The 20,818-nt window shown below is 66.7% G+C and carries 17 protein-coding genes and 1 riboswitch; all 17 genes read left to right on the top strand.

The window, feature by feature from the left end:
• Window positions 1-442: 442 nt before the first annotated feature.
• The 17 genes from eccB (at window position 443) to G6N09_RS17635 (ending at window position 20,740) form a co-directional block, all read left to right on the top strand.
• Window positions 443-1,954 (top strand): type VII secretion protein EccB, encoded by a 1,512-nt coding sequence (eccB, locus tag G6N09_RS17555; protein WP_083022902.1) that lies wholly within the window; start codon window positions 443-445, stop codon window positions 1,952-1,954.
• The gene (gene eccCa, locus G6N09_RS17560) at window positions 1,951-6,165 is read left to right on the top strand and encodes a type VII secretion protein EccCa (protein ID WP_083022904.1); all 4,215 of its coding nucleotides are present in this window, start codon (window positions 1,951-1,953) and stop codon (window positions 6,163-6,165) included. The genes eccB and eccCa overlap by 4 nt, the downstream gene beginning before the upstream one ends.
• Window positions 6,166-6,526: 361 nt before the next feature.
• Window positions 6,527-6,826 (top strand): PE family protein, encoded by a 300-nt coding sequence (locus G6N09_RS17565; protein ID WP_083022906.1) that lies wholly within the window; start codon window positions 6,527-6,529, stop codon window positions 6,824-6,826.
• A 152-nt stretch (window positions 6,827-6,978) separates the two neighbouring features.
• Entirely contained in the window at window positions 6,979-7,278 is a 300-nt protein-coding gene (locus G6N09_RS17570) for a WXG100 family type VII secretion target (RefSeq protein ID WP_083022909.1), read from the top strand.
• Window positions 7,279-7,298: 20 nt separating this feature from the next.
• Complete coding sequence (locus G6N09_RS17575; protein ID WP_083022911.1) at window positions 7,299-7,583, top strand: WXG100 family type VII secretion target; 285 nt, start codon at window positions 7,299-7,301, stop codon at window positions 7,581-7,583.
• A gap of 148 nt (window positions 7,584-7,731) precedes the next feature.
• A complete protein-coding gene (locus G6N09_RS17580) occupies window positions 7,732-8,631 on the top strand; it encodes an ESX secretion-associated protein EspG (RefSeq protein ID WP_083022913.1) in 900 nt (299 codons plus the stop codon).
• A gap of 172 nt (window positions 8,632-8,803) precedes the next feature.
• Window positions 8,804-10,318 carry a type VII secretion integral membrane protein EccD gene (gene eccD / locus G6N09_RS17585; RefSeq protein WP_083022915.1) on the top strand — a complete coding sequence of 505 codons (1,515 nt, stop codon included), beginning with the start codon at window positions 8,804-8,806 and terminating at the stop codon, window positions 10,316-10,318.
• A complete protein-coding gene (locus G6N09_RS17590) occupies window positions 10,296-12,104 on the top strand; it encodes a S8 family serine peptidase (RefSeq protein WP_083022918.1) in 1,809 nt (602 codons plus the stop codon). The genes eccD and G6N09_RS17590 overlap by 23 nt, the downstream gene beginning before the upstream one ends.
• On the top strand, window positions 12,101-13,267 hold the full coding sequence (eccE, locus tag G6N09_RS17595) for a type VII secretion protein EccE (RefSeq protein WP_083022920.1): 1,167 nt from the start codon (window positions 12,101-12,103) through the stop codon (window positions 13,265-13,267). The genes G6N09_RS17590 and eccE overlap by 4 nt, the downstream gene beginning before the upstream one ends.
• Window positions 13,268-13,299: 32 nt before the next feature.
• Window positions 13,300-15,090: a type VII secretion AAA-ATPase EccA gene (gene eccA, locus G6N09_RS17600; protein ID WP_109558829.1), complete on the top strand. Its 1,791-nt coding sequence runs from the start codon at window positions 13,300-13,302 to the stop codon at window positions 15,088-15,090.
• A gap of 340 nt (window positions 15,091-15,430) precedes the next feature.
• Complete coding sequence (locus tag G6N09_RS17605; protein WP_083022924.1) at window positions 15,431-15,730, top strand: PE family protein; 300 nt, start codon at window positions 15,431-15,433, stop codon at window positions 15,728-15,730.
• Between the two features lie 51 nt (window positions 15,731-15,781).
• Entirely contained in the window at window positions 15,782-16,081 is a 300-nt protein-coding gene (locus tag G6N09_RS17610) for a WXG100 family type VII secretion target (RefSeq protein WP_083022909.1), read from the top strand.
• A 20-nt stretch (window positions 16,082-16,101) separates the two neighbouring features.
• Entirely contained in the window at window positions 16,102-16,386 is a 285-nt protein-coding gene (locus tag G6N09_RS17615; RefSeq protein ID WP_046187991.1) for a WXG100 family type VII secretion target, read from the top strand.
• Window positions 16,387-16,577: 191 nt separating this feature from the next.
• Window positions 16,578-16,763, top strand: a riboswitch (M-box (ykoK) riboswitch).
• 439 nt (window positions 16,764-17,202) lie between these two features.
• Window positions 17,203-18,369: a PPE family protein gene (locus tag G6N09_RS17620; RefSeq protein WP_083022927.1), complete on the top strand. Its 1,167-nt coding sequence runs from the start codon at window positions 17,203-17,205 to the stop codon at window positions 18,367-18,369.
• A 21-nt stretch (window positions 18,370-18,390) separates the two neighbouring features.
• Window positions 18,391-19,104, top strand: coding sequence for an MgtC/SapB family protein (locus G6N09_RS17625; RefSeq protein ID WP_083022929.1), 714 nt, complete (start codon window positions 18,391-18,393; stop codon window positions 19,102-19,104).
• Between the two features lie 40 nt (window positions 19,105-19,144).
• Entirely contained in the window at window positions 19,145-20,068 is a 924-nt protein-coding gene (locus tag G6N09_RS17630; RefSeq protein WP_083022931.1) for a sterol desaturase family protein, read from the top strand.
• A gap of 120 nt (window positions 20,069-20,188) precedes the next feature.
• Window positions 20,189-20,740, top strand: coding sequence for a LysM peptidoglycan-binding domain-containing protein (locus G6N09_RS17635; RefSeq protein WP_109558830.1), 552 nt, complete (start codon window positions 20,189-20,191; stop codon window positions 20,738-20,740).
• The last annotated feature ends 78 nt before the right edge of the window (window positions 20,741-20,818 follow it).

Below are 20,818 nucleotides of genomic sequence, written 5' to 3' on the forward strand. Positions count from 1 at the left end.
CACGTACTACGACATAGCGGCGCACGATCCGCAGCATCCTGACAGGCAACTCAGGTATGCCGGAGACGGATTTCTCTGGTTGCTCAGCGATGCCCTCGGGCCCCCGCGGGGTCCCGCCCGCTGACCGGCGGCACCGTCCGCGTGGGGTGGCGGTTTTCGCGCACGGTCCGCGTTTTCTGCCGAACGGGGAGCAGCCGAACTCACGCAGCTCTGGCGCTTAACAGATCGTTCATATAGGGACGTCATAATTTCGGGCAGAACAGGCGAACCGAGTTTCGTCATCGCCACCGGATTGCAATCTTCTCCGCGGGCGGCCGTTGCGCTTCACAGCTAGCATGCGCAGTGAAGAAACTTGTGACCAGGCAGGGGTAGATGACAACCAATATGGGACCGGCACCGCGCCGTAATCCGGCAGTGCGACGGGCGCGGATCGGGGTGCGCCGTGGCTGACGAACAGCGGGGACCCGGTTACGGCCTTGGGCTGTCCACGCGTACCCAGATGACCGGGTACCAATTCCTGGCGCGACGGACCGCGATGGCGTTGACGCGCTGGCAGGTTCGGATGGAAGTCGAACCGGGCCGGCGGCAGTCGCTGGCGGTGGTGGCGTCGGTGTCGGCGGGCGCGGTGGTCTGCTTGGGTGCCCTGCTCTGGTCGTTCCTGAGCCCCTCGGGTCAGATGAACGAATCGCCCATCATCGCCGATCGCGACTCCGGAGCCTTGTACGTGCGGGTCGGCGACACGCTGTATCCGGCACTGAATCTGGCCTCCGCGCGCTTGATCGCCGGTAGGGCCGACAACCCGCACAAGGTTCGCGCCACCCAGATCGCCGAGCAGCCGCACGGGCCGCTCGTCGGCATCCCCGGCGCGCCCTCGGACATTCTGCCCACCACACCCTCGACGTCGTCGTGGCTGATCTGCGACACCGTCGCCAACGTCCAGGGCGTCGGCGCGGTGTCACCGGTGACGGTGACGGTGATCGACGGCGCCCCGGAACTCAACGCTCGCCGCCGGGTGCTGGACGGGCCCGATGCGGTCGTGCTGCGCTACGGAAACGACTCCTGGGTGGTCCGTCAGGGCCGTCGGTCGCGCATCGACGCCGCCGACCGCGCCGTGCTGCTGCCCCTGGGGTTGACCCCGGAGCAGGTCGATCACGCTCGCCCCATGAGCCAGGCACTGTTCGACGCGCTGCCGGTGGGACCGGAGCTGGCCGTCCCGTTCGTGCCCGAAGCCGGCCGCCCGCCGGCCTTCCCGGACGCACCCGGCCCGGTGGGGATGGTGTTCACCACGCCGCAGTTGGCTGGGCCGCAACAGTATTCGGTCGTGCTGATGAACGGCGTACAGACGGTGTCTTCGGTGGTAGCCCGCATTCTGCAGAACGCAGGCGCTACCGGCGGTGGTGCTCCGGCGGTGGTGACGCCGCAAGACCTGGCGAAGATGCCGGTGGTTAACGGACTGGACCTGTCGGCCTACCCCGAGGGCCCCCTGCAGGTCGTCGACATCAAAGAGAATCCCTCCACCTGCTGGTGGTGGGAGCGTTCCGCCGGTGACAGCCGGGCCCGGGTTCAGGTGGTCTCCGGTCCCACAATTCCGGTGTCGCAGAAGCAGATGAAGCGCGTGGTGTCCTTGGTCAAGACCAACGACGCCAACCTGCCGGAAGCCGACCGGGTTTATTTCGGTTCGGGCTACGGCAATTTCGTCGCGGTGACCGGCAACGACCCGGACGCCTCCACGCGGGAATCGCTGTGGTGGCTCTCGGCTTCGGGTGTGCGGTTCGGAATCCCCGGCGATGACGAGCGCAAGGCCCTGGGGCTGGTCAGCGAGCCGGCCCTGGCACCGTCGGTGGCGCTGCGCCTACTGGCCCACGGCCCGACCCTGTCCCGCCAGGATGCGTTGGTTCGTCATGACACCTTGCCCACCGATATGTCCCCAGCAGAATTGGCGGTGCCCAGATGAAACGTGGATACGCCCGGCCGACGCCGGAACGCGCTCCGGTGGTCAAGCCGGAGAACATCGTCTTGCCGACGCCGCTGAGCGTTCCGCCGCCCGAAGGTAAGCCGTGGTGGCTCGTGGTGGTCGGCGTACTGGTGGTGGGTCTGCTGGTCGGTATGGTCGCCATGACCGTGGCCAACGGCTCCCGGATGTTCCTGGGTGCCGGCTCGATCTTCCCGATTTTCATGATCGGTGGCGTCGCGATGATGATGTTCGGCGGCCGCTTCGGCGGTGGTGCTCAGCAACTGAGCCGGCCCAAGCTGGACGCCATGCGCGCCCAGTTCATGCTGATGCTGGACCGGTTGCGGGAGTCCGCGGCAGAGTCCGCCGACAGCATGGACGCCAACTACCGCTGGTACCACCCGGCGCCGGCCACGCTGGCCGCCGCGGTGGGCTCGCAGCGGATGTGGGAGCGTCAGCCCAACGGCAAGGACCTCAACTTCGGGTTGGCCCGCGTCGGGGTGGGCATGACGCGGCCCGAGGTCACCTGGGGTGAACCCCAGAACATGCCGACCGACATCGAACTGGAACCGGTGACCGGCAAGGCACTGCAGGAGTTCGGGCGCTACCAGAGCGTGGTCTACAACCTGCCGAAGATGATTTCGCTGCTGGTCGAGCCCTGGTATTCGCTGGTGGGCGATCGCGAACAGGTGCTCGGCCTGATGCGGGCGATCATCTGCCAGTTGGCGTTCTCGCACGGGCCCGACCACCTGCGCATGATCTTGGTGACGTCGGACGTGGCGCAGTGGGACTGGGTCAAGTGGGTGCCGCACTTCGGCGACCCGCGCAGGCAGGACGCGGCAGGCAACGCCCGCATGGTTTACGGATCGGTGCAGGACTTCGCCACCGAACACGCCGAACTTTTCTCCGGCCGTGGATCGTTCATGCCTCGCCACGCCAGCTCGTCGGCGGAGACGCCGACCCCGCACCACCTGATCATCGTCGACGGCCTGGACCCGCAGTGGGAGTACGTCAACACCACCGAGGGCATCGACGGCGTGACGTTCTTCGACCTGACCGGCGCCCCGGAATGGCAAGGCGTCTCCCAGCGGGTGCTGCGTCTGGACGACAAGGGCATCATCAGCGCCCTGCCGCGTGACCGCGACACCTGGATGGTGATCGACGACAACGAGTGGTTCTTCGCCCTGGCCGACCAGGTCGGCGAGAGTGATGCCGAGCAGTTCGCGCAGCGCATGGCGCACTGGCGGCTGGCCGCGGCCTACGAGGAGATCGGCCAGAAGGTGTCGCACCACATCGGTGCGCGCGACATCATGGCCTACTACGGCATCGAGGATGCCGGACGGATCAACTTCGAAGAGTTGTGGGCCAGCCGGCGTGACGGGGGCAGTCGAGGCCGACTGCGGATCCCGTTCGGAAACCGGTCCGACAACGGCGAGCTGCTGTTCCTGGACATGAAATCCCTGGACGAGGGCGGCGACGGCCCCCACGGCGTCATGTCCGGCACCACCGGTTCCGGCAAGTCCACCCTGGTGCGTACCGTGATCGAGTCGCTGCTGCTGGCTCACCCGCCGGACGAGCTGCAGTTCGTGCTGGCCGACCTCAAGGGTGGCTCGGCGGTCAAGCCGTTCGCCGGTGTTCCGCACGTCTCGCGGATCATCACCGACCTCGAAGACGACCAGGCCCTCATGGAGCGTTTCCTGGAGGCCATGTGGGGTGAGATCGCCCGGCGTAAGTCCATGTGCGACAACGCCGGTGTCGACGGGGCCAAGGAATACAACGAGATCCGGTCCCGGATGCGGGCACGCGGTGACGACAGTCTGCCGCCGCTGCCGATGCTGGTGGTCGTCATCGATGAGTTCTACGAGTGGTTCCGCATCATGCCCACCGCGGTAGAGGTGCTGGACTCCATCGGCCGGCAGGGCCGCGCCTACTGGGTGCACCTGATGATGGCCTCGCAGACCATCGAGAGCCGCGCCGAGAAGCTGATGGAGAACATGGGCTACCGGTTGGTGCTCAAGGCGCAGACGGCCGGTGCCGCGCAGGCCGCCGGTGTGCCCAACGCGGTGAACCTGCCGGGCAAGGCGGGTCTCGGCTACTTCCGCAAGAGCGGTGAAGAGGTCATCCGGTTCCAGGCCGAGTTCCTGTGGCGTGACTATCACCGTGGCGGGATCCTCGACGACGAGCAGATGCCGTTGACACATGCCGTCGACTACATCCGTCCGCAGCTGTTCACCACCGAGTTCACTCCGCTCGAGGTCAGCGTCAGCACGCCGGAGATCGAGGCGGCCGACGAGCTGACCGCGATCGACTCCAAGCCCGCAGACGCGCCCGGCGAACCCGCCGAGGAAGAGGACTTCATCCGGACGCCGAAGGTCGGCACGGTGATAATCGACCAGCTGCGGCAGATCGACTTCGAGCCCTACCGGCTGTGGCAGCCGCCACTGGACAACCCGGTGAGCATCGAGGACCTGGTGAACCGCTACCTGGGCCACCCCTGGCAGGAGGACTACGGCACCCGTGGGGACCTGGTGTTCCCGATCGGCGTCATCGACCGGCCCTACAAGCACGACCAGCCGCCGCTGACGGTGGACACCTCCGGGCCCGGTTCCAACGTGCTGATCCTGGGTGCCGGTGGCTCGGGCAAGACGACGACGCTGCAGGCGCTGATCTGCGCGGCGGCCCTGACCCACACCCCCGCACAGGTCCAGTTCTACTGCCTGGCCTACAGCGGCACCTCGTTGACCACGGTCGCCGGGTTGCCGCACGTGGGCAGCGTCTGTGGGCCGACCGACCCCGACGGCGTGCGCCGCACGGTGGCCGAGCTGCTGGCGCTGGTGCGTACCCGCAAGCGCAGCTTCCTGGAGAACGACGTGGCCTCGATGGAGGTGTTCCGCCGCCGCAAGTTCGAAGGTGCGCCGGGATCCGTGCCCAACGACGGCTTCGGAGACGTGTATCTGGTGGTCGACAATTACCGGGCGCTCGCCGAGGAAAACGAGGTGCTGGTCGAGCAGGTCAACCAGATCATCAACCAGGGACCGTCATTCGGTGTGCACGTCATCGTGACCGCTGACCGTGAATCGGAGCTGCGCCCGCCCGTGCGCAGCGGCTTCGGCTCCCGGGTGGAGCTGCGCCTGGCCGCCGTCGAGGACGCCAAGCTGGTGCGTTCCCGGTTCGCCAAGGATGTTCCGGTGAAGCCGGGACGGGGCATGGTCGCGGTCAACTACGTCCGCCTCGACAGCGACCCGCAGTCCGGTCTGCACACCCTGATCGCGCGGCCCGCGATGGCCGACACCAGCGAGCGGGTGTTCGAGTCCGACAGCGTCGCCGCGGCAGTGAGCCAGGTAGCAGTGGGCCGGGTCCGGCCGGTACGGCGTCTGCCCGCGCGGTTCGGCCTCGACGAGGTGCGCGCCGTGGCGGCCAACGACCGCCGCGAGGGCGTGGGTGCCGGCGGTATCGCCTGGGCGATCTCCGAGCTGGACCTGGCGCCGGTGTATCTCAACTTCGCCGAGAACGGCCACCTCATGGTGACCGGGCGTCGCGAATGCGGCCGCACCACCACCCTGGCGACCATCATGAGCGAGATCGAGCGGCTCTACGCGCCGGGCGCCAGCAGTGCTCCGGAGCCCAGCCCGGACGGCCGGCCGTCGGCGCAGGTGTGGCTGATCGACCCGCGTCGGCAGTTGCTGACCACCCTGGGGTCGGACTACGTGGAGAAGTTCGCCTACAACGTCGATGGCGCGGTCGCGCTGGCGAACGAACTCGCCACCACGCTGGCCAACCGCGAACCTCCGCCCGGGCTGTCGGCCGAAGAGCTGCTGTCGCGGACCTGGTGGAGCGGGCCGGAGATCTTCTTGATCATCGACGATATCCAGCAGTTCCCGGCCGGTTTCGACTCGCCGTTCCAGAAGGCCGCCCCCTGGGTCACCCGCTCGGCCGACGTGGGCCTCCACGTGATCGCCACCCGCACCTTCGGTGGTTGGTCGTCTGCTGGTTCCGACCCGTTGCTGCGCGCGCTGCACCAGGCCAATGCGCCACTGTTGGTGATGGATGCCGACCCCGACGAGGGCTTCATCCGCGGCAAGATGAAGGGCGGTCCGCTGCCCCGCGGACGTGGCCTGCTCATGGCCGAGGACACCGGCGTGTTCGTCCAGGTCGCCGCGACCGAACTGCGTCGGGCGCCGGCGCAGGAACGCGCCACCACCCCCGCAGGTTGACCTTCCGCCCAGCAACCACTGTGACGCCCATAACAGCGTCCCAGTGGTTGCTGGCGGGGTCACACCCGGGCCTGACGCCCCGGCTTAGCCGCATCACAATTCTCCGTACGACCCAGTGCCCGCATATTTCTGTGCGGTAGCCGCGAACTCACTCCACAGGAAATAGCATTCCTGTGTTTTGCCAGTTTGAAGCCCTTTTTTCCCGCCACAGCGCCGCTTTGGCGCCGTCTTATTGTTACCTCAGATGAACACTTGTTATCTGCAGGTGAACACTCGGTCCAGTGGCTTCACCAGGGCAGTTTCACCCTCTACGATCGACAGCAGAGAGATTGCTGACCGCGATCCAGAGGAGGTATATCGAATGTCGTTTGTGAATGCGCAGCCCGAAGCGCTGTCATCCGCTGCCGCGAACCTGACCGGTATCGGCGCGGCATTGAATGCGCAGAACGCCGCTGCCGCAGCGCCGACCACCGGTGTGCTCCCGGCTGCGGCGGACGAGGTCTCGGCGCTGACCGCTGCGCAGTTCGCCGCGCACGCCACGATGTACCAGCAGGTCAGTGCGCAGGCGGCGGCGATTCACGAAATGTTCGTCGCCACCCTGAACACCAGTGCAACCTCCTACGCGGCCACCGAGGCAGCCAACGCTGCAGCGGCCGGCTGACCGGAGACAGTCGTTTTCCGGCCGAGAGTGGGGGAAGGGGAACCATTCATTCGTTCAAAGCCGGCCGTCGGTTACCTCGGTAGCCGACGGAAATAGTTCGTCAATCACCAATAACAACCAGTAACAACCAACGTAGACAAGGAGACAGAACAGTGGCTACACGTTTTATGACTGACCCGGACGCGATGCGTTCGATGGCGGGTCGTTTTGATGTGCATGCGCAGACCGTGGAGGACGAGGCTCGTCGGATGTGGGCGTCGTCGACGAACATTTCCGGTGCGGGTTGGGGTGGTCTGGCGGAGCGTACGTCGATGGACACCATGGGTCAGATGCAGACGGCGTTTCGCAACATTGTGAACATGCTGCATGGTGTGCGCGATGGGTTGATTCGGGACGCGAACCACTATGAGCAGCAGGAAGCTGCTTCTCAGCAGATCCTGTCGGGCAGCTAGGTAGAGGGAGAACCACGAACATGTCGATTAACTACCAGTTCGGTGATGTGGATGCTCACGGTGCGTTGATTCGTGCTCAGGCGGCGTCGTTGGAGGCGGAGCACCAGGCGATCGTGCATGACGTGTTGGCTGCCGGTGATTTCTGGGGTGGTTCTGGTTCGGTGGCGTGCCAGGAGTTTGTGGCGCAGTTGGGCCGGAACTTCGCGGTGATCTACCAGCAGGCGAACTCGCATGGTCAGAAGGTGCAGTCGGCCGGCAACAACATGGCCAACACCGACGCCTCGGTTGGTTCCAGCTGGGCCTGAGTGTCCCGCAGTACGCAGCGCGGCAGCACACCCGATCCACGGGTGTGCTGTCGCGTACTGCGGTATCGCGGGTGGTGCCGAGCGGTAACGCCCCCTCGCGTGATCCAATAGCCATCTACATCGACCAACTCAGCAGAGGAGGGTAGTGATGGACCCGAGCACTCGCACAGACATCACCGTCAACGTCGAGGGTTTCTGGATGCTGCAGGCGCTGCTGGACATCCGCCATGTTGCTCCCGAGTTGCGTTGCCGTCCTTATGTTTCGACCGATTCAAGCGACTGGATCTCCGGGCACCCGGGTATGGCGGTGATGCGCGAGCAGGGCATCGTCGTCGACGACGAGGTCAATGAGACTGTCGCCGCACGCATGCGGGTGCTTGCCGCACCCGATCTTGAGGTGGTCGCACTGTTGTCCCTGGGCAAGCTGCGCTACGGGGTCGTTGACGCCGAAGATCAGGAGCCCGGAACCCGCGACATTCCCGACAACGAATTCCGGGTGCTGCTGGCGCGGCGCGGCGAGCACTGGGTATCGGCGGTCCGGGTCGGCACCGACATCACCGTCGATGACGTCGCGGTGACCGACGCGGCATCGATCGCCGCACTGGTGCTGGACGGGATGGAATCCATCCACCACGCCGATCCGGCCCAGATCACCGCGGTCAACGTGCCGATGGAAGAGATGCTGGAGGCCACCCAGAGCTGGCAGGACTCGGGCTTCAACATCTTCACCGGGGGAGACCTGCGCCGGATGGGAATCAGCGCCGCCACGGTCGCGGCACTGGGACAGGCCCTGTCGGAACCGGCGGCTGAAGCCGCGGTCTATGCACGGCAGTACCGCGACGACGCCAAGGGGCCCAGCGCCTCGGTGCTGTCGCTCAAAGACGGCTCCGGTGGCCGCATTGCGCTGTATCAGCAGGCGCGCACCGCCGGCTCGGGTGAAGCGTGGCTGGCGATCTGCCCGGCCACTCCGCAGTTGGTTCAGGTGGGCGTCAAGACCGTTTTAGACACCCTGCCCTACGGTGCCTGGAAAACGCATCGGAGGGTCTAGCGGCCTCTCGGCCGCCGAATGTCAAGTGTCGCAACGAGAAACTGCGGTTAAACGCGATCGTGCGAATAACGTGAAATGCCTTTAGAATTGGACTTACTTTAAAAATGACACATTACGAGGCGGCACCTATGGGTTCACTGGGTTCGGTATTCGTCGATCGCGTGGCGCAATCATGACCGCGGCGATCGAATCGGGTCAGGCGGGCGGCGACCTCGCGTCGACGGGACCCCGGGCTGTGGTGGTCGGGGTCATGGCCGGTGAAGGCGTCCAGATCGGGACGCTGCTCGACGCCGACGCCCCGGTGTCGGTGATGCTGGACCCGTTGCTCAATGTCATCAACGGCCGGCTGCAGGAGCTCGAAGAGCCCGCCCTGAAGCCCGACGGCCGTGGCCGCTGGGTGTTGTGCCTGGTCGACGGCACCGCGCTGCGGCCGAACCAGTCGCTGACCGAGCAGGGCGTCTATGACGGCGACCGGCTCTGGCTGCGCTTCATCGAGGACCGAGAGCGGCGTTCCCCGGTCATCGAGCACATCTCCACCGCGGTATCGGTCAACCTTGCCAAGCGATTCGCCCCGGTCGACGCGGCGACAGCGGTGCGCGTCGGCGTATCGACCCTGGCCCTGGGTGTGTTGATGGCCACCGGGCTGCTCGCTGCCTGGCGAGTGCAGCACGAAGGCTGGCTGACGACCGGCTTCAGTGCGGGGCTGGCCTTCCTGGTGTTGATCGCCGCCGCCCTGATCCTGATGCAGGCGCGCAACGACTCAGACCGGCGCGTCGGTGACACCCTGCTGGCGACCGGTCTGGTTCCGCTGATCGTGGCTGCCGCAGCTGCGGTGCCCGGCGAGGTAGGCGCCGCGCACGCCGCGCTGGGCTTCGGCGTCGCCGGAATCGCCGCACTAGCGGTCATTCGCCTCACCGGGCGGCAGCTGGCCGCCTATGCGGCCGTCGCCGTCATCAGCGTGGCGGTGATGTTCGGCGGGGTGCTGCGGATGCTGTTCATGACCGGCGCGGTGACCCTCATGACGTGCGTGTACCTGGCCTGTGTGCTCGCCTACCAGTGGGCTCCCTCGCTGTCGCGCTGGTTCGCCGGCCTGCGGCTGCCGGTCTTCCCGTCGGCCACCAGCCGCTGGGTGTTCGAAGCCCGTCCCGACCTGCCCACCACGGTGGTCACCACGCCCGGAGCGCCGCCGTCCCTGGAAGGTCCGGAGTCCATTCGCGAGGTGGTGCTGCGCGCGGAGCGGGCCCGGTCGTTCCTGACCGGCCTGCTGACCGGGCTGGGCGTGCTGACCGCGGTGTGCATCACCGGCCTGTGCGACCCCCACTCGGATCGCACGTGGCTGCCGGTGGTGCTGGCCGGCCTGACCGCCGGATTCCTGGTGCTGCGAGGCCGCTCCTTCCGGGACCGCTGGCAGTCGGTCACGGTGACGCTGACCGGCCTGGTGATCATCGCGGCCGTGGTGGTGCGCTTCGTCGTGGTCGTATGGACCCCGACCGCGCTGGTGGTCGGCGTCGCCCTGCTGGCGCTGGTCCCGATGTTCGGCCTGCTGTCGGCGGTGATCGTGCCGAACACCATCTACAGCCCGCTGTTCCGCAAATTCGTGGAATGGATCGAATACCTGTGCCTGATGCCGTTGTTCCCGCTGGCACTGTGGTTGATGAATACCTATGAAGCCATCCGGTACCGGTAGGGGCGTGGGTCGGCTGCAGCGCACTGCGGCCGCCGGCGCCGCGATGATCATGATGGCCAGCGGGTCGCTGGCAGGGATGCCGGCCGCCGGCGCGATCGAGCCGCCCGGCATCGATCCCGCGGCATTGCCGCCCGACGGCACGCCCGGGCCGCCGCAGACCATGCGGCAGACCTCTTACTGCACTGAGGTCGGTGTGCTGCCCAACACCGACTTCCGTGTGCAGCCCGCCTACATGGACATGCTCAACCTGCAGGAGGCCTGGAAGTTCGGCCGCGGGGGAGGCGTCACCGTCGCCGTCATCGACACCGGCGTCACCCCGCACCCGCGGCTGCCGAACCTGATCGCCGGCGGTGACTACGTGATGGCCGGCGGCGACGGGCTGTCGGACTGCGATGCGCATGGGACCTTGGTGGCGTCGCTGATCGCCGCGATGCCCGACAACGGGGTCCCGTTGCCTCCGCCACGGCAGACCCGCCGGCCTCCGTCGGTCCCCACCAACGAGCCTCCGCCACCGACCCCGTCGCCGGCGACGACCATCCTGGTGATGCCGCCGCCCGAGGCGCCTCCGGCACCGGCTCCCACCGAAGGTGCGGAGCAGATTCCCGGCCTGTTTCCCGCGCCGCCACCGCCACCGCCGCCGCCACCCCCGGCTCCGGCCCCCGCGCCACCGGCCGGACCGGCTCCCGGCCCCGGCGCCGCCGCCTCGTCGGCGCACCTCCCTCGGGACGGCGCGGGCGATGCCGTGCGGCCAGCCGGTTTCTCTGGGCGGGCCCGGACCGCGCCGGTCGACTTCCGCGCGCCCAGCGCACCGCCGCCGGGCACCGGACCGGACGCGTTCAGCGGTATCGCACCCGACGTGCAGCTGATCGCGATCCGGCAGTACAGCGCGGCCTTCGGTCCCAAGGAGCCGTTCGGCAATGGTCAGGACCCGCAGCTGCGGGAGAAGAACGAGGGCATTCGGACCATGGCGCGGGCGATCGTGCACGCCGCCAACATGGGCGCCCAAGTCATCAACATCTCTTCGGCTGTCTGCATGAACGTGCGGACCATGCTCGATCAAGCTGATCTGGGTGCTGCGGTGCGCTACGCGGCGGTCGAGAAGAACGTGGTGATCGTCGCGGCGGCCGGTGACACCAGCTGGCGCGATTGCAAGCAGAACCCGACCTACAACGCGATGCGTCCCGATGACCCCCGTGACTGGAACGGCGTCAATACCGTGGTGACGCCGGCCTGGTACGACGAATACGTGCTGACCGTCGGCGCGGTCGATTCCGCGGGTGCGCCCCTGGGTAAGTCGAGTGTCGCCGGTCCGTGGGTGTCGATCGCCGCTCCCGGCACCGACATCGAGGGCCTCTCCCCACGCGATGACGGGCTGATGAACGCGGTCGATGGTCCGGAGAACTCGCTTTTGGTCCCGTCCGGCACCAGCTTCTCGACGGCGATCGTCTCCGGTGTGGCAGCCCTGGTGCGGGCCAAGTACCCGGAGTTGTCGGCCCACCAGGTGATCAACCGACTGGTCCGCACCGCCCGGCCACCGGCCCGCGGCGTCGACAACGTGGTGGGTCACGGCATTGTCGACCCGGTAGCCGCGCTGACCTGGGACGTTCCAGACGGTCCGGCCCAACCGCCGGAGCGGCTGTCGGCGCCACTGCAGGTGCCGCCGATGCCGCCGGAACGTGATATGACACCGGCCTGGGTCGCCGGAGCCGGGTTGTTGGCTGCACTCGCCGCCGCCGGCGTGGCCCTTGGAGTGGCAGCACTGCGACGATCGTCAAGGAACCGATGAAGGCACAGCACGCACTAGGTCTGAACCTGTCATGGATGCGGGTCACCGCGGTCTTTCTGATCGACATGGGGATCTTGGTCCTCGCCGGTCGCTGGCCTGGTGACGCGCAGGTAGCCGACTACGTGTGGTGGACGGGCGTCGGTGTCGCGGTCCTGATCGCGCTGGTCGCGCTGCTCACCTACCGGCGTGTGCCGGTCAGCACCATGTGGGCGTCCTGGGTGGCCGATCAGTTCACCGACCCCGACGCGGCGCTGAGCCGGGCCCGGGGATCGTCGATCGACCACCACCGCCGATTCGGACGGGAGTCGGTCGGCATCCGCGAGCACGAGGGCCGGCTGGTGTCGGTGATCGCCGTGGGCGGTCGGCCCGTTGTGGCGAGCGGCCGGCACGGTCGTGACGCGGAGGCGACCCTGTCGGTGGAGCGCCTAGCCGCCGGGCTGCGCCAGTTCGATCTACGGCTGGACAGCATCGACATCGTTTCGGTCGGCACCCGCGCGGAGCCCCGCGACGCTGACGACCCCGACGTCGATGAGAATCCGTCGATGCCCGATCGCCGCCACACCTGGGTGGTCGTGCGGATGGATCCGCAGCGCAACGTCAACGCGGTCGCCACGCGCGATTCGCTGGCCGCCACCTTGGCGGTCGCCACCGAGCGGTTGGCCGAGGATATCGACGGGCGCCAGCTCAGCGCGCAGGTGTTGCGCGCTGACGAGTTCGACTCCGTCGATGAGGCCGTGCTCGCGGGCCTGGAGGGCACCCACCTGCGGCACCGGTTGTTCCGCGACCGTCCAGACGGCTACGTCACCAGCTTCTGGCTGACGCCCTCCGACATCAACCCGGAGAATCTCGAGCACCTGTGGTATCCCGAGACCGATGTCAGCGTGGTCACGGTGCGGCTCACTCGCGGGGGTGGCGGAAGCACCGAGATCTCGGTGCTGGCGCGCTATCACACCGCGGAGAAGCCGGGTAAGAATGTGCGGTCGGCGCTGAACCGCTTTGTCGGCAGGCGTCGACTGGAAGCCGTCTGCGCCAGCCTTCCGGCTCCCACCGCGCACCGGCGGATGTCGGTGCCGGGCCGGGACCTGCAGGCCGGTGAGCAGCTGCCCGTCACGGTGGATGTGATCGAGGAATACACGCCTGCGGCGGCCGGGGCGCGCGGGTGACCGGTCCGCACACGACCGATGCGCGCAACGCCATGGTCGCGGGCATGTTGGCCTCGGGAATCTCGGTCAACGGGCTGCAGCCCAGCCATAATCCGCAGGTCGCCCTGCAGATGTTCACCACGGCAACCACGATCGACCCGGGCATGTGCGACGCCTGGCTGGCCCGGCTGCTGGCCGGGGACGCCGGCCTTGAGGTACTGGAGAACGCCTGGGCGACGGTACGCACTTTCGGCTGGGAGACCCGCCGACTCGGCCTGTCGGATCTGGAGTTCCGGCCCGAAGTCTCCGATGGGATGTTTCTGCGGCTGCTGATCACCAGCGTCGAGACACTCGCGGCCGCGTATGCCGCTGCACTGGCCGAAGCCAAGCGTTACGCCGAGGCGTCTTCCCTGCTCGACGGAATCGAGCCGCGCAACCCCTTCGAAGCCGAGCTGGTCAGCTATGTCCGGGGGCTGCTGTACTTCCGGACCGGACGCTGGCCGGACGTGCTCAAACAGTTTCCGGCGGCGGCCCCCTGGCGCCAGCCTGAGCTGAAGGCGGCGGCGGCGGCCATGGCTACCACCGCGCTGGCCTCGCTCGGGGTGTTCGAGGAGGCGACGCGACGCGCCCAGGAGGCCATCGAGGGTGATCGAGTGCCCAGTGCCGCCAATGTCGCGCTGTATACGCAGGGCATGTGCCTGCGGCACCTGGGCCGGGAGGACGAGGCCGCCGAGTTGCTGCGCCGGGTCTATTCACGGGACTCGAAGTTCACGCCGGCCCGTGAGGCAATGGACAATGTCGACTACCGGCTGGTGCTGACCGATCCCGAGACCATCGAGGCCCGGACCGACCCGTGGGATCCCGACAGCGCCCCGACCCGCGAAGAGACCGAAGCCCACCGGCACGCCGAGGAAGCGGCCCGCTACCTGGCCGAAGGCGACGCCGAACTGGCCGCCATGCTCGGCATGGAGCAGGCCAAACGCGAGATCAAGCTGATCAAGGCGACCACCAAGGTGAACCTGGCGCGAGCCAAGATGGGGCTGCCGGTCCCGGTGACGTCGCGGCACACCCTGCTGCTCGGTCCGCCCGGAACGGGCAAGACCTCGGTGGCGCGAGCATTCACCAAGCAGCTGTGCGGACTGACAGTGCTGCGCAAGCCGCTGGTGGTGGAGACCAATCGTTCGAAACTGCTCGGTCGGTACATGGCCGACGCCGAGAAGAACACCGAAGAGCTGCTCGAAGGCGCGCTCGGCGGTGCGGTGTTCTTCGACGAGATGCACACGCTGCATGAGCGCGGATACAGCCAGGGCGATGCCTACGGCAACGCGATCATCAACACGCTGCTGCTTTACATGGAGAACCACCGCGACGAACTGGTGGTGTTCGGCGCCGGCTATGCCAATGCCATGGAAAAGATGCTCGAGGTGAACCAGGGCCTACGGCGCCGGTTCTCCACGGTGATCGAGTTCTTCAGCTACACCCCGCCGGAACTGCTGGAACTGACCAAGATGATGGGTGCGGAGAACGAGGACGTGGTCAGTGACGAGGCGGTCGAGGGGCTGCTGCCGTCCTACGAGAGGTTCTATGCCGACGAGAATCACTCCGAGGACGGGGACCTGATCCGCGGCATCGACGTGCTGGGGAACGCCGGATTTGTCCGCAACGTGGTGGAGAAAGCCCGCGATCACCGGAGTTTCCGTCTCGATGATTCTGAACTTGACGCGGTGCTCTCCGGTGATGTCACCGATTTCAACGAGGAATGGCTGCACAAGTTCAAGGAGCTGACGCGCGAGGACCTCGCTGAAGGGCTCAGTGCGGCCGTTGCCGAGAAGAAAACGTCTTGAGCGGACAGCCGCTCTGCAGGCGATTCACAGCGTAACGACCGCCTGTCCGGGTTGACGGTCGCTGACGCCGATGCCACCATTGCGCAGGTAAGGGGCCGTGCTTCTGCTCGGCCCGATGGTTACTGCCGGTGCCAGGAGGTGAGGACGAAACTTGTGTCCCGGTGATTGTGCCCACTGCGGGTCGGCGGCGGCTTTCTCCCGATCCGGCTTCGGCACCGTATCTGTTTGCACAACCCCATAGCGCTGAACCTGCTCCGGCACAATGTCGTCGCCGGATACCTGTTCAACGCAACCGGTGAACGTCGATCGCGTTCGACCGACATTCTTGGAGGAGAACCCCATGACTTTCGTGAACACCCAGCCGGAGGCCCTGACCGCTGCTGCGAGCAACCTGGCCGCCATCGGTGCTTCGCTCAGCGCGCAGAACGCCGCCGCCGCGACGCCGACCACCGGTGTGGTTCCTGCTGCTGCTGACGAGGTCTCGGCGCTGACCGCTGCGCAGTTCGCCGCGCACGCCAGCATGTACCAGGCCATCAGCGCTCAGGCCGAGGCTATCCACCAAGCCTTCGTTGCCACGCTGAACACCAGTGCCAACACCTACGCGGCAACCGAAGCGGCCAATGCCGCGGCAGCCGGCTAGTCCGAATACCACTAGTTTTCAACAACGTTCGTAGAAATCGAGGAGAGACAAATGGCTACACGTTTTATGACTGACCCGGACGCGATGCGTTCGATGGCGGGTCGTTTTGATGTGCATGCGCAGACCGTGGAGGACGAGGCTCGTCGGATGTGGGCGTCGTCGACGAACATTTCCGGTGCGGGTTGGGGTGGTCTGGCGGAGCGTACGTCGATGGACACCATGGGTCAGATGCAGACGGCGTTTCGCAACATTGTGAACATGCTGCATGGTGTGCGTGATGGGTTGATTCGGGACGCGAACCACTATGAGCAGCAGGAAGCTGCTTCTCAGCAGATCCTGTCGGGCAGCTAGGTAGAGGGAGAACCACGAACATGTCGATTAACTACCAGTTCGGTGATGTGGATGCTCACGGTGCGTTGATTCGTGCTCAGGCGGCGTCGTTGGAGGCGGAGCACCAGGCGATCGTGCATGACGTGTTGGCTGCCGGTGATTTCTGGGGTGGCGCGGGTTCGGTGGCGTGCCAGGAGTTTGTGGCGCAGTTGGGCCGGAACTTCGCGGTGATCTACCAGCAGGCGAACTCGCATGGTCAGAAGGTGCAGTCGGCCGGCAACAACATGGCCAACACCGACGCCTCGGTTGGTTCCAGCTGGGCCTGAGTGTCCCGTAGTACGCAGCGCGGCAGCACACCCGATCCACGGGTGTACTGCCGCGTTTTGCGTTGGGACATGGGCGATTTCCAGCCCAGCGCGCCCGTCTTCGCTTACTGCGTAGGCGAATCTCCAATACGTCGCCGGCGAACCGGCGGTGTGGATTGACCGTTTCGCCCCACTGATGCACTATGATCAGACAAGCACCTCGTTAGGTGAGGCGTCTACACGGATATAGGCCACTGACCCCGAACGTCGAAAGACGCCCCGGGTCAGGACAGCTCCTCCCGGATTAAGGGTTGAGCCCAAGTGGCTTCCGGTCTGCGATTTTTGCGCAGGCACGGACACGCCGTGTGGTGCCGAAGCTCTGACGAGAGGGGTGCGTAGTAGTCCGGTATTTTCCGGGCGACTCCTCCTCGTCGTGCTTCCGTGCAGGCACCCGCGCGTGCCCAGGCCGAGAGGAGGTGAGAGCGACATTGAGTCCGAGTGATAGTTCCTATCCGAGATCGATGTTCGTTTCCCTCGATCTCGGTACCGCTTTCACCATGTGATTCGCACCGGCGCTGATCTCGTTTCCTGGCGCACCTTTCCCCGCGGAAGGCGCCAGGCTTCGGCATGTCCTGAAATCGCTTGACCCCTCGGCATTCTGACCGAGCAAGCGATGTGTTTGGCGTGCCCAGCTCCGTATGTCGCCATAGCCGGTTGTCCCGATCCCTCCTGCCGTCTGACCCACGACTGCAACCCAATTCGGGCATCGACCGTGCCTGCACGCCCCATAAGACCAGCCATTCATGGCGATAACAGTGAGCAAAAAGGAGCAATACCATGGACTTCGGCGCATTTCCCCCTGAGATCAACTCGGCTCGCATCTACACCGGACCCGGGTCGGGACCGATGATGGCCGCCGCGGGGGCCTGGGACAAGCTGGCGGCAGAACTCATTTCAGCCGAGGCCGGCTACCAGGCGATCGTCAATGGTCTTGTCGGCGAAGGCTGGATGGGACCGGCCTCCAACGCAATGGCAGCCGCAGCAGCGCCCTACGCGGCGTGGATGGGCCTGACCGCCGCCCAACTGGAGCAGGCCGCGAGCCAGGCCAAGGCCGCCGCCGCGGCATTCGACGCGGTGTACACGATGACGGTGCCCCCGCCGCTGATCGTGGCCAACCGCACCCAGCTCGCTGCGCTGGTCGCCAGCAACTTCCTGGGCCAGAACGCCGCGGCGATCGCGGCCACCGAGGCGCAGTACGGCCAGATGTGGGCCCAGGACGCCGCAGCGATGTACGGCTACGCGGCAGCGTCGGCGGCAGCCACCACCGTCACACCGTTCACCTCGCCGCGGGAGATCGCCGACCCTTCGGCGCAGGGCGCCCAGCAGGGCGCGGTCAACCAGGCCGCCGGGACGGCGGCAACCACCAGTGCGCAGGACACCCTGTCCCAGGCGATGGCCAACACACCGCAGGCACTGCAGGCCCTCGCAACGCCGGTGGAGGGAGAAGGGATCAGCACGGGCGACCTGACCAACGGCATCACCAACCTGATGAGCAGTTCGTTCAGCCCGATGGGCGCGGCCGCGGTATCCAGTTTCGCCGCGGACATGGCCGTGGTGCGCGGTGCCGCCATTGCCGCCGGTGACCCGCTGGGCCTGGGTGCGATCGACCCCTTCACGCCGACGCTCGGCGCGCTGGGTATGGCTACGGGAGGGCCGGGTCTTGGCGCCGGGCTCGGCGGGGCTTCGGCGAGCATGGGGCAGTCCGCCGCAGTGGGGGGGCTGTCGGTACCGCACACCTGGGCGGCCTCGGTGCCCACGAGCAATGCCCCGGGCACCTCGGTCGCGGCCACCGGATGGACGGTCTCCGCGCATCCGCCGCAGGCCGGTGCGGCCGGAATGCCCGGCGTGCCGCTGGCTGGCGCGGGCCAACGCAACTACGGCTTCGCCGCTCCACGGTATGGCTTCAAGCCCACAGTGATGGCGCGGCCGGTCGTAGCCGGCTAGCCATGTGACATCGTTGAGGTCATGCAGACGCTGAGCGTCGCCGAGTTCAGTTTGCGACTGGCTGTCGGGCTGGGCTGCGGTGCACTGATCGGGCTGGAAAGACAGTGGCGGGCCCGGATGGCGGGATTGCGCACCAACGCGCTCGTCGCCGCCGGTGCGACGCTGTTCGTGCTGTACGCCGTGGCCGCCGGGGACACCAGCTCCACCCGCGTCGCGTCCTATGTGGTGTCGGGCGTGGGGTTCCTCGGCGGTGGGGTGATCCTGCGCGAGGGATTCAACGTCCGTGGACTCAACACCGCGGCCACCCTGTGGTGTTCGGCAGCGGTGGGAGTGCTGGCGGCGGCCGGGGATCTGGCGTTTGCGCTGATCGGCACCGGAGCGATCATCGGCACCCACCTGTTGCTTCGCCCCTTGGGCCGATTCATCGACCGCGACCAGCACGTCGAGGAGGACGAACCGCACTCGCCGTACGAGGTGCAGGTGATCTGCCGGCCGAAGTCCGAGAAGTACCTACGTGCCCAGATCGTCCAACACACGGCGAGCAACGACCTCATTCTGCGGGGGATCCACACCGGTCGCGTCGGTGACGACAACATCGCTCTCACCGCCACCATGTTGTCGGATAATCGAGCACCGGACCGGCTTGAGCGTCTGGTCGCCGAACTGTCCCTGCAACCAGGTGTCTACGCGGTGCAGTGGCACGCCGAAGACCAGTCGTCGCTGTCACCGGATTGAGCTGATCGATGTCTAGGCTGTTGTTCCGGAGGTAGCCACGGTGGATGCGTTCGCAGGTATGTGGTCGGTGCTGCCCGGTCCGATGCGCGACCCGGTTATCTTCGCCGTGCCTTTTTTCCTGCTGCTGCTCACCCTGGAGTGGTTTGCCGCGCGCAAGCTGGAGCAGTCCGAAGCAGAGGCCGTGCCGGTCGGCGGGTACCGCACCCAGGACGCCTGGGCGAGTATCTCGATGGGCTTGGTGTCCATGGCCACCACCGCCGGCTGGAAGTTCGTCGCGCTGCTGGGCTACGCAGCCATCTACACCTATGTGGCGCCCTGGCATCTGTCGCCCGAGCGTTGGTACACCTGGGTGATCGCACTCGTCGGTGTGGACCTGCTCTACTACACCTACCACCGCCTCGCGCATCGGATCCGGCTGATCTGGGCCACCCACCAGGCCCACCATTCCAGCCGCTATTTCAACTTCGCCACCGCACTGCGCCAGAAGTGGAACAACAGCGGGGAGATCTTGATGTGGATTCCCTTGCCGCTGTTGGGTATTCCGCCATGGATGGTATTCGCCAGTTTCACCGTGAGTCTGGTCTACCAGTTCTGGGTGCACACCGAACGGATCGACAAGCTGCCGCGCGCAGTGGAGTTCGTCTTCAACACCCCGTCACATCACCGGGTGCACCACGGTATGGACCCGGAGTACCTGGACCGCAACTACGGCGGCATCCTCATCATCTGGGATCGGATCTTCGGCAGCTTCACCCCCGAGCGATTTCGTCCGCACTACGGGCTGACCAAGCCGGTCGACACCTACAACATCGTGACCCTGCAATTCCACGAGTACGCCTCGATCATCGCCGATGTACGCAGCGCGACCCGGTGGCGCGATCGGCTGGGCTATCTCTTCGGGCCGCCCGGCTGGCAGCCCGGCGTCACCGAGCCGAATCGCGCCGCGGTACCAAAATCGCCGTGACGTAATGAGCGGCGCACCGACGGGTGTTCGCCTAGGCTGGCGAACGTCGCATCCGAGCGACAACGCCCGCCGATTAAGGTCGCGGCGTTCCGATAAGAAGGGGACAACGTGGCACAGAGCTTGGGAGACACGCTCACCGCAGGGAAGAAGCTCGTCAAAGGCGAGTCGCTGACCTCCAACAACGGGGCCTACACGCTGACGTTGCAGGAAGACGGCAACTTGGTGTTGGCAGCGCGGGGCAAGGCCGTCTGGGCGTCGGGCACCGACGGTAACGACGTCGTGCGCGCCGAGGTGCAGTCGGACGGCAACTTCGTCCTGTACACCGCCGACAAGCCGATCTGGCACACCGACACCAAGGGCAAGAAGGACGCCAAGCTGGTCCTGCAGGACGACCGCAACCTGGTGCTGTACGCCGCCGACGGCGCGGCCTGGTCCACCAAGACCGAGACCGACGCTCCGCCGCCGGAAGAGCCCAAGGCCGAAGAGGCCCCGGCTCCCGTAGAGGAGGCCGCACCCGCGGCCCGCACCTACACCGTGGTCTCCGGTGACACCTTGTTCGCCATCGCCGAGCGCTTCTACGGTGACGGCAACAAGTACCCGCAGATCGCGGAGGCCAGCGGTATCGCCAACCCCGACCTGATCCACCCCGGTCAGGAGCTGACGATCCCCTGATCGCCGCGCAACGCTGACGCGGCGGCCCGGATCCCCAGGGGCCGGGCCGCCGCGCTGCGCCACGGTGGTCTGGCCCGG

It is taken from the genome of Mycolicibacter minnesotensis (assembly GCF_010731755.1).
GTDB lineage: Bacteria > Actinomycetota > Actinomycetes > Mycobacteriales > Mycobacteriaceae > Mycobacterium > Mycobacterium minnesotense.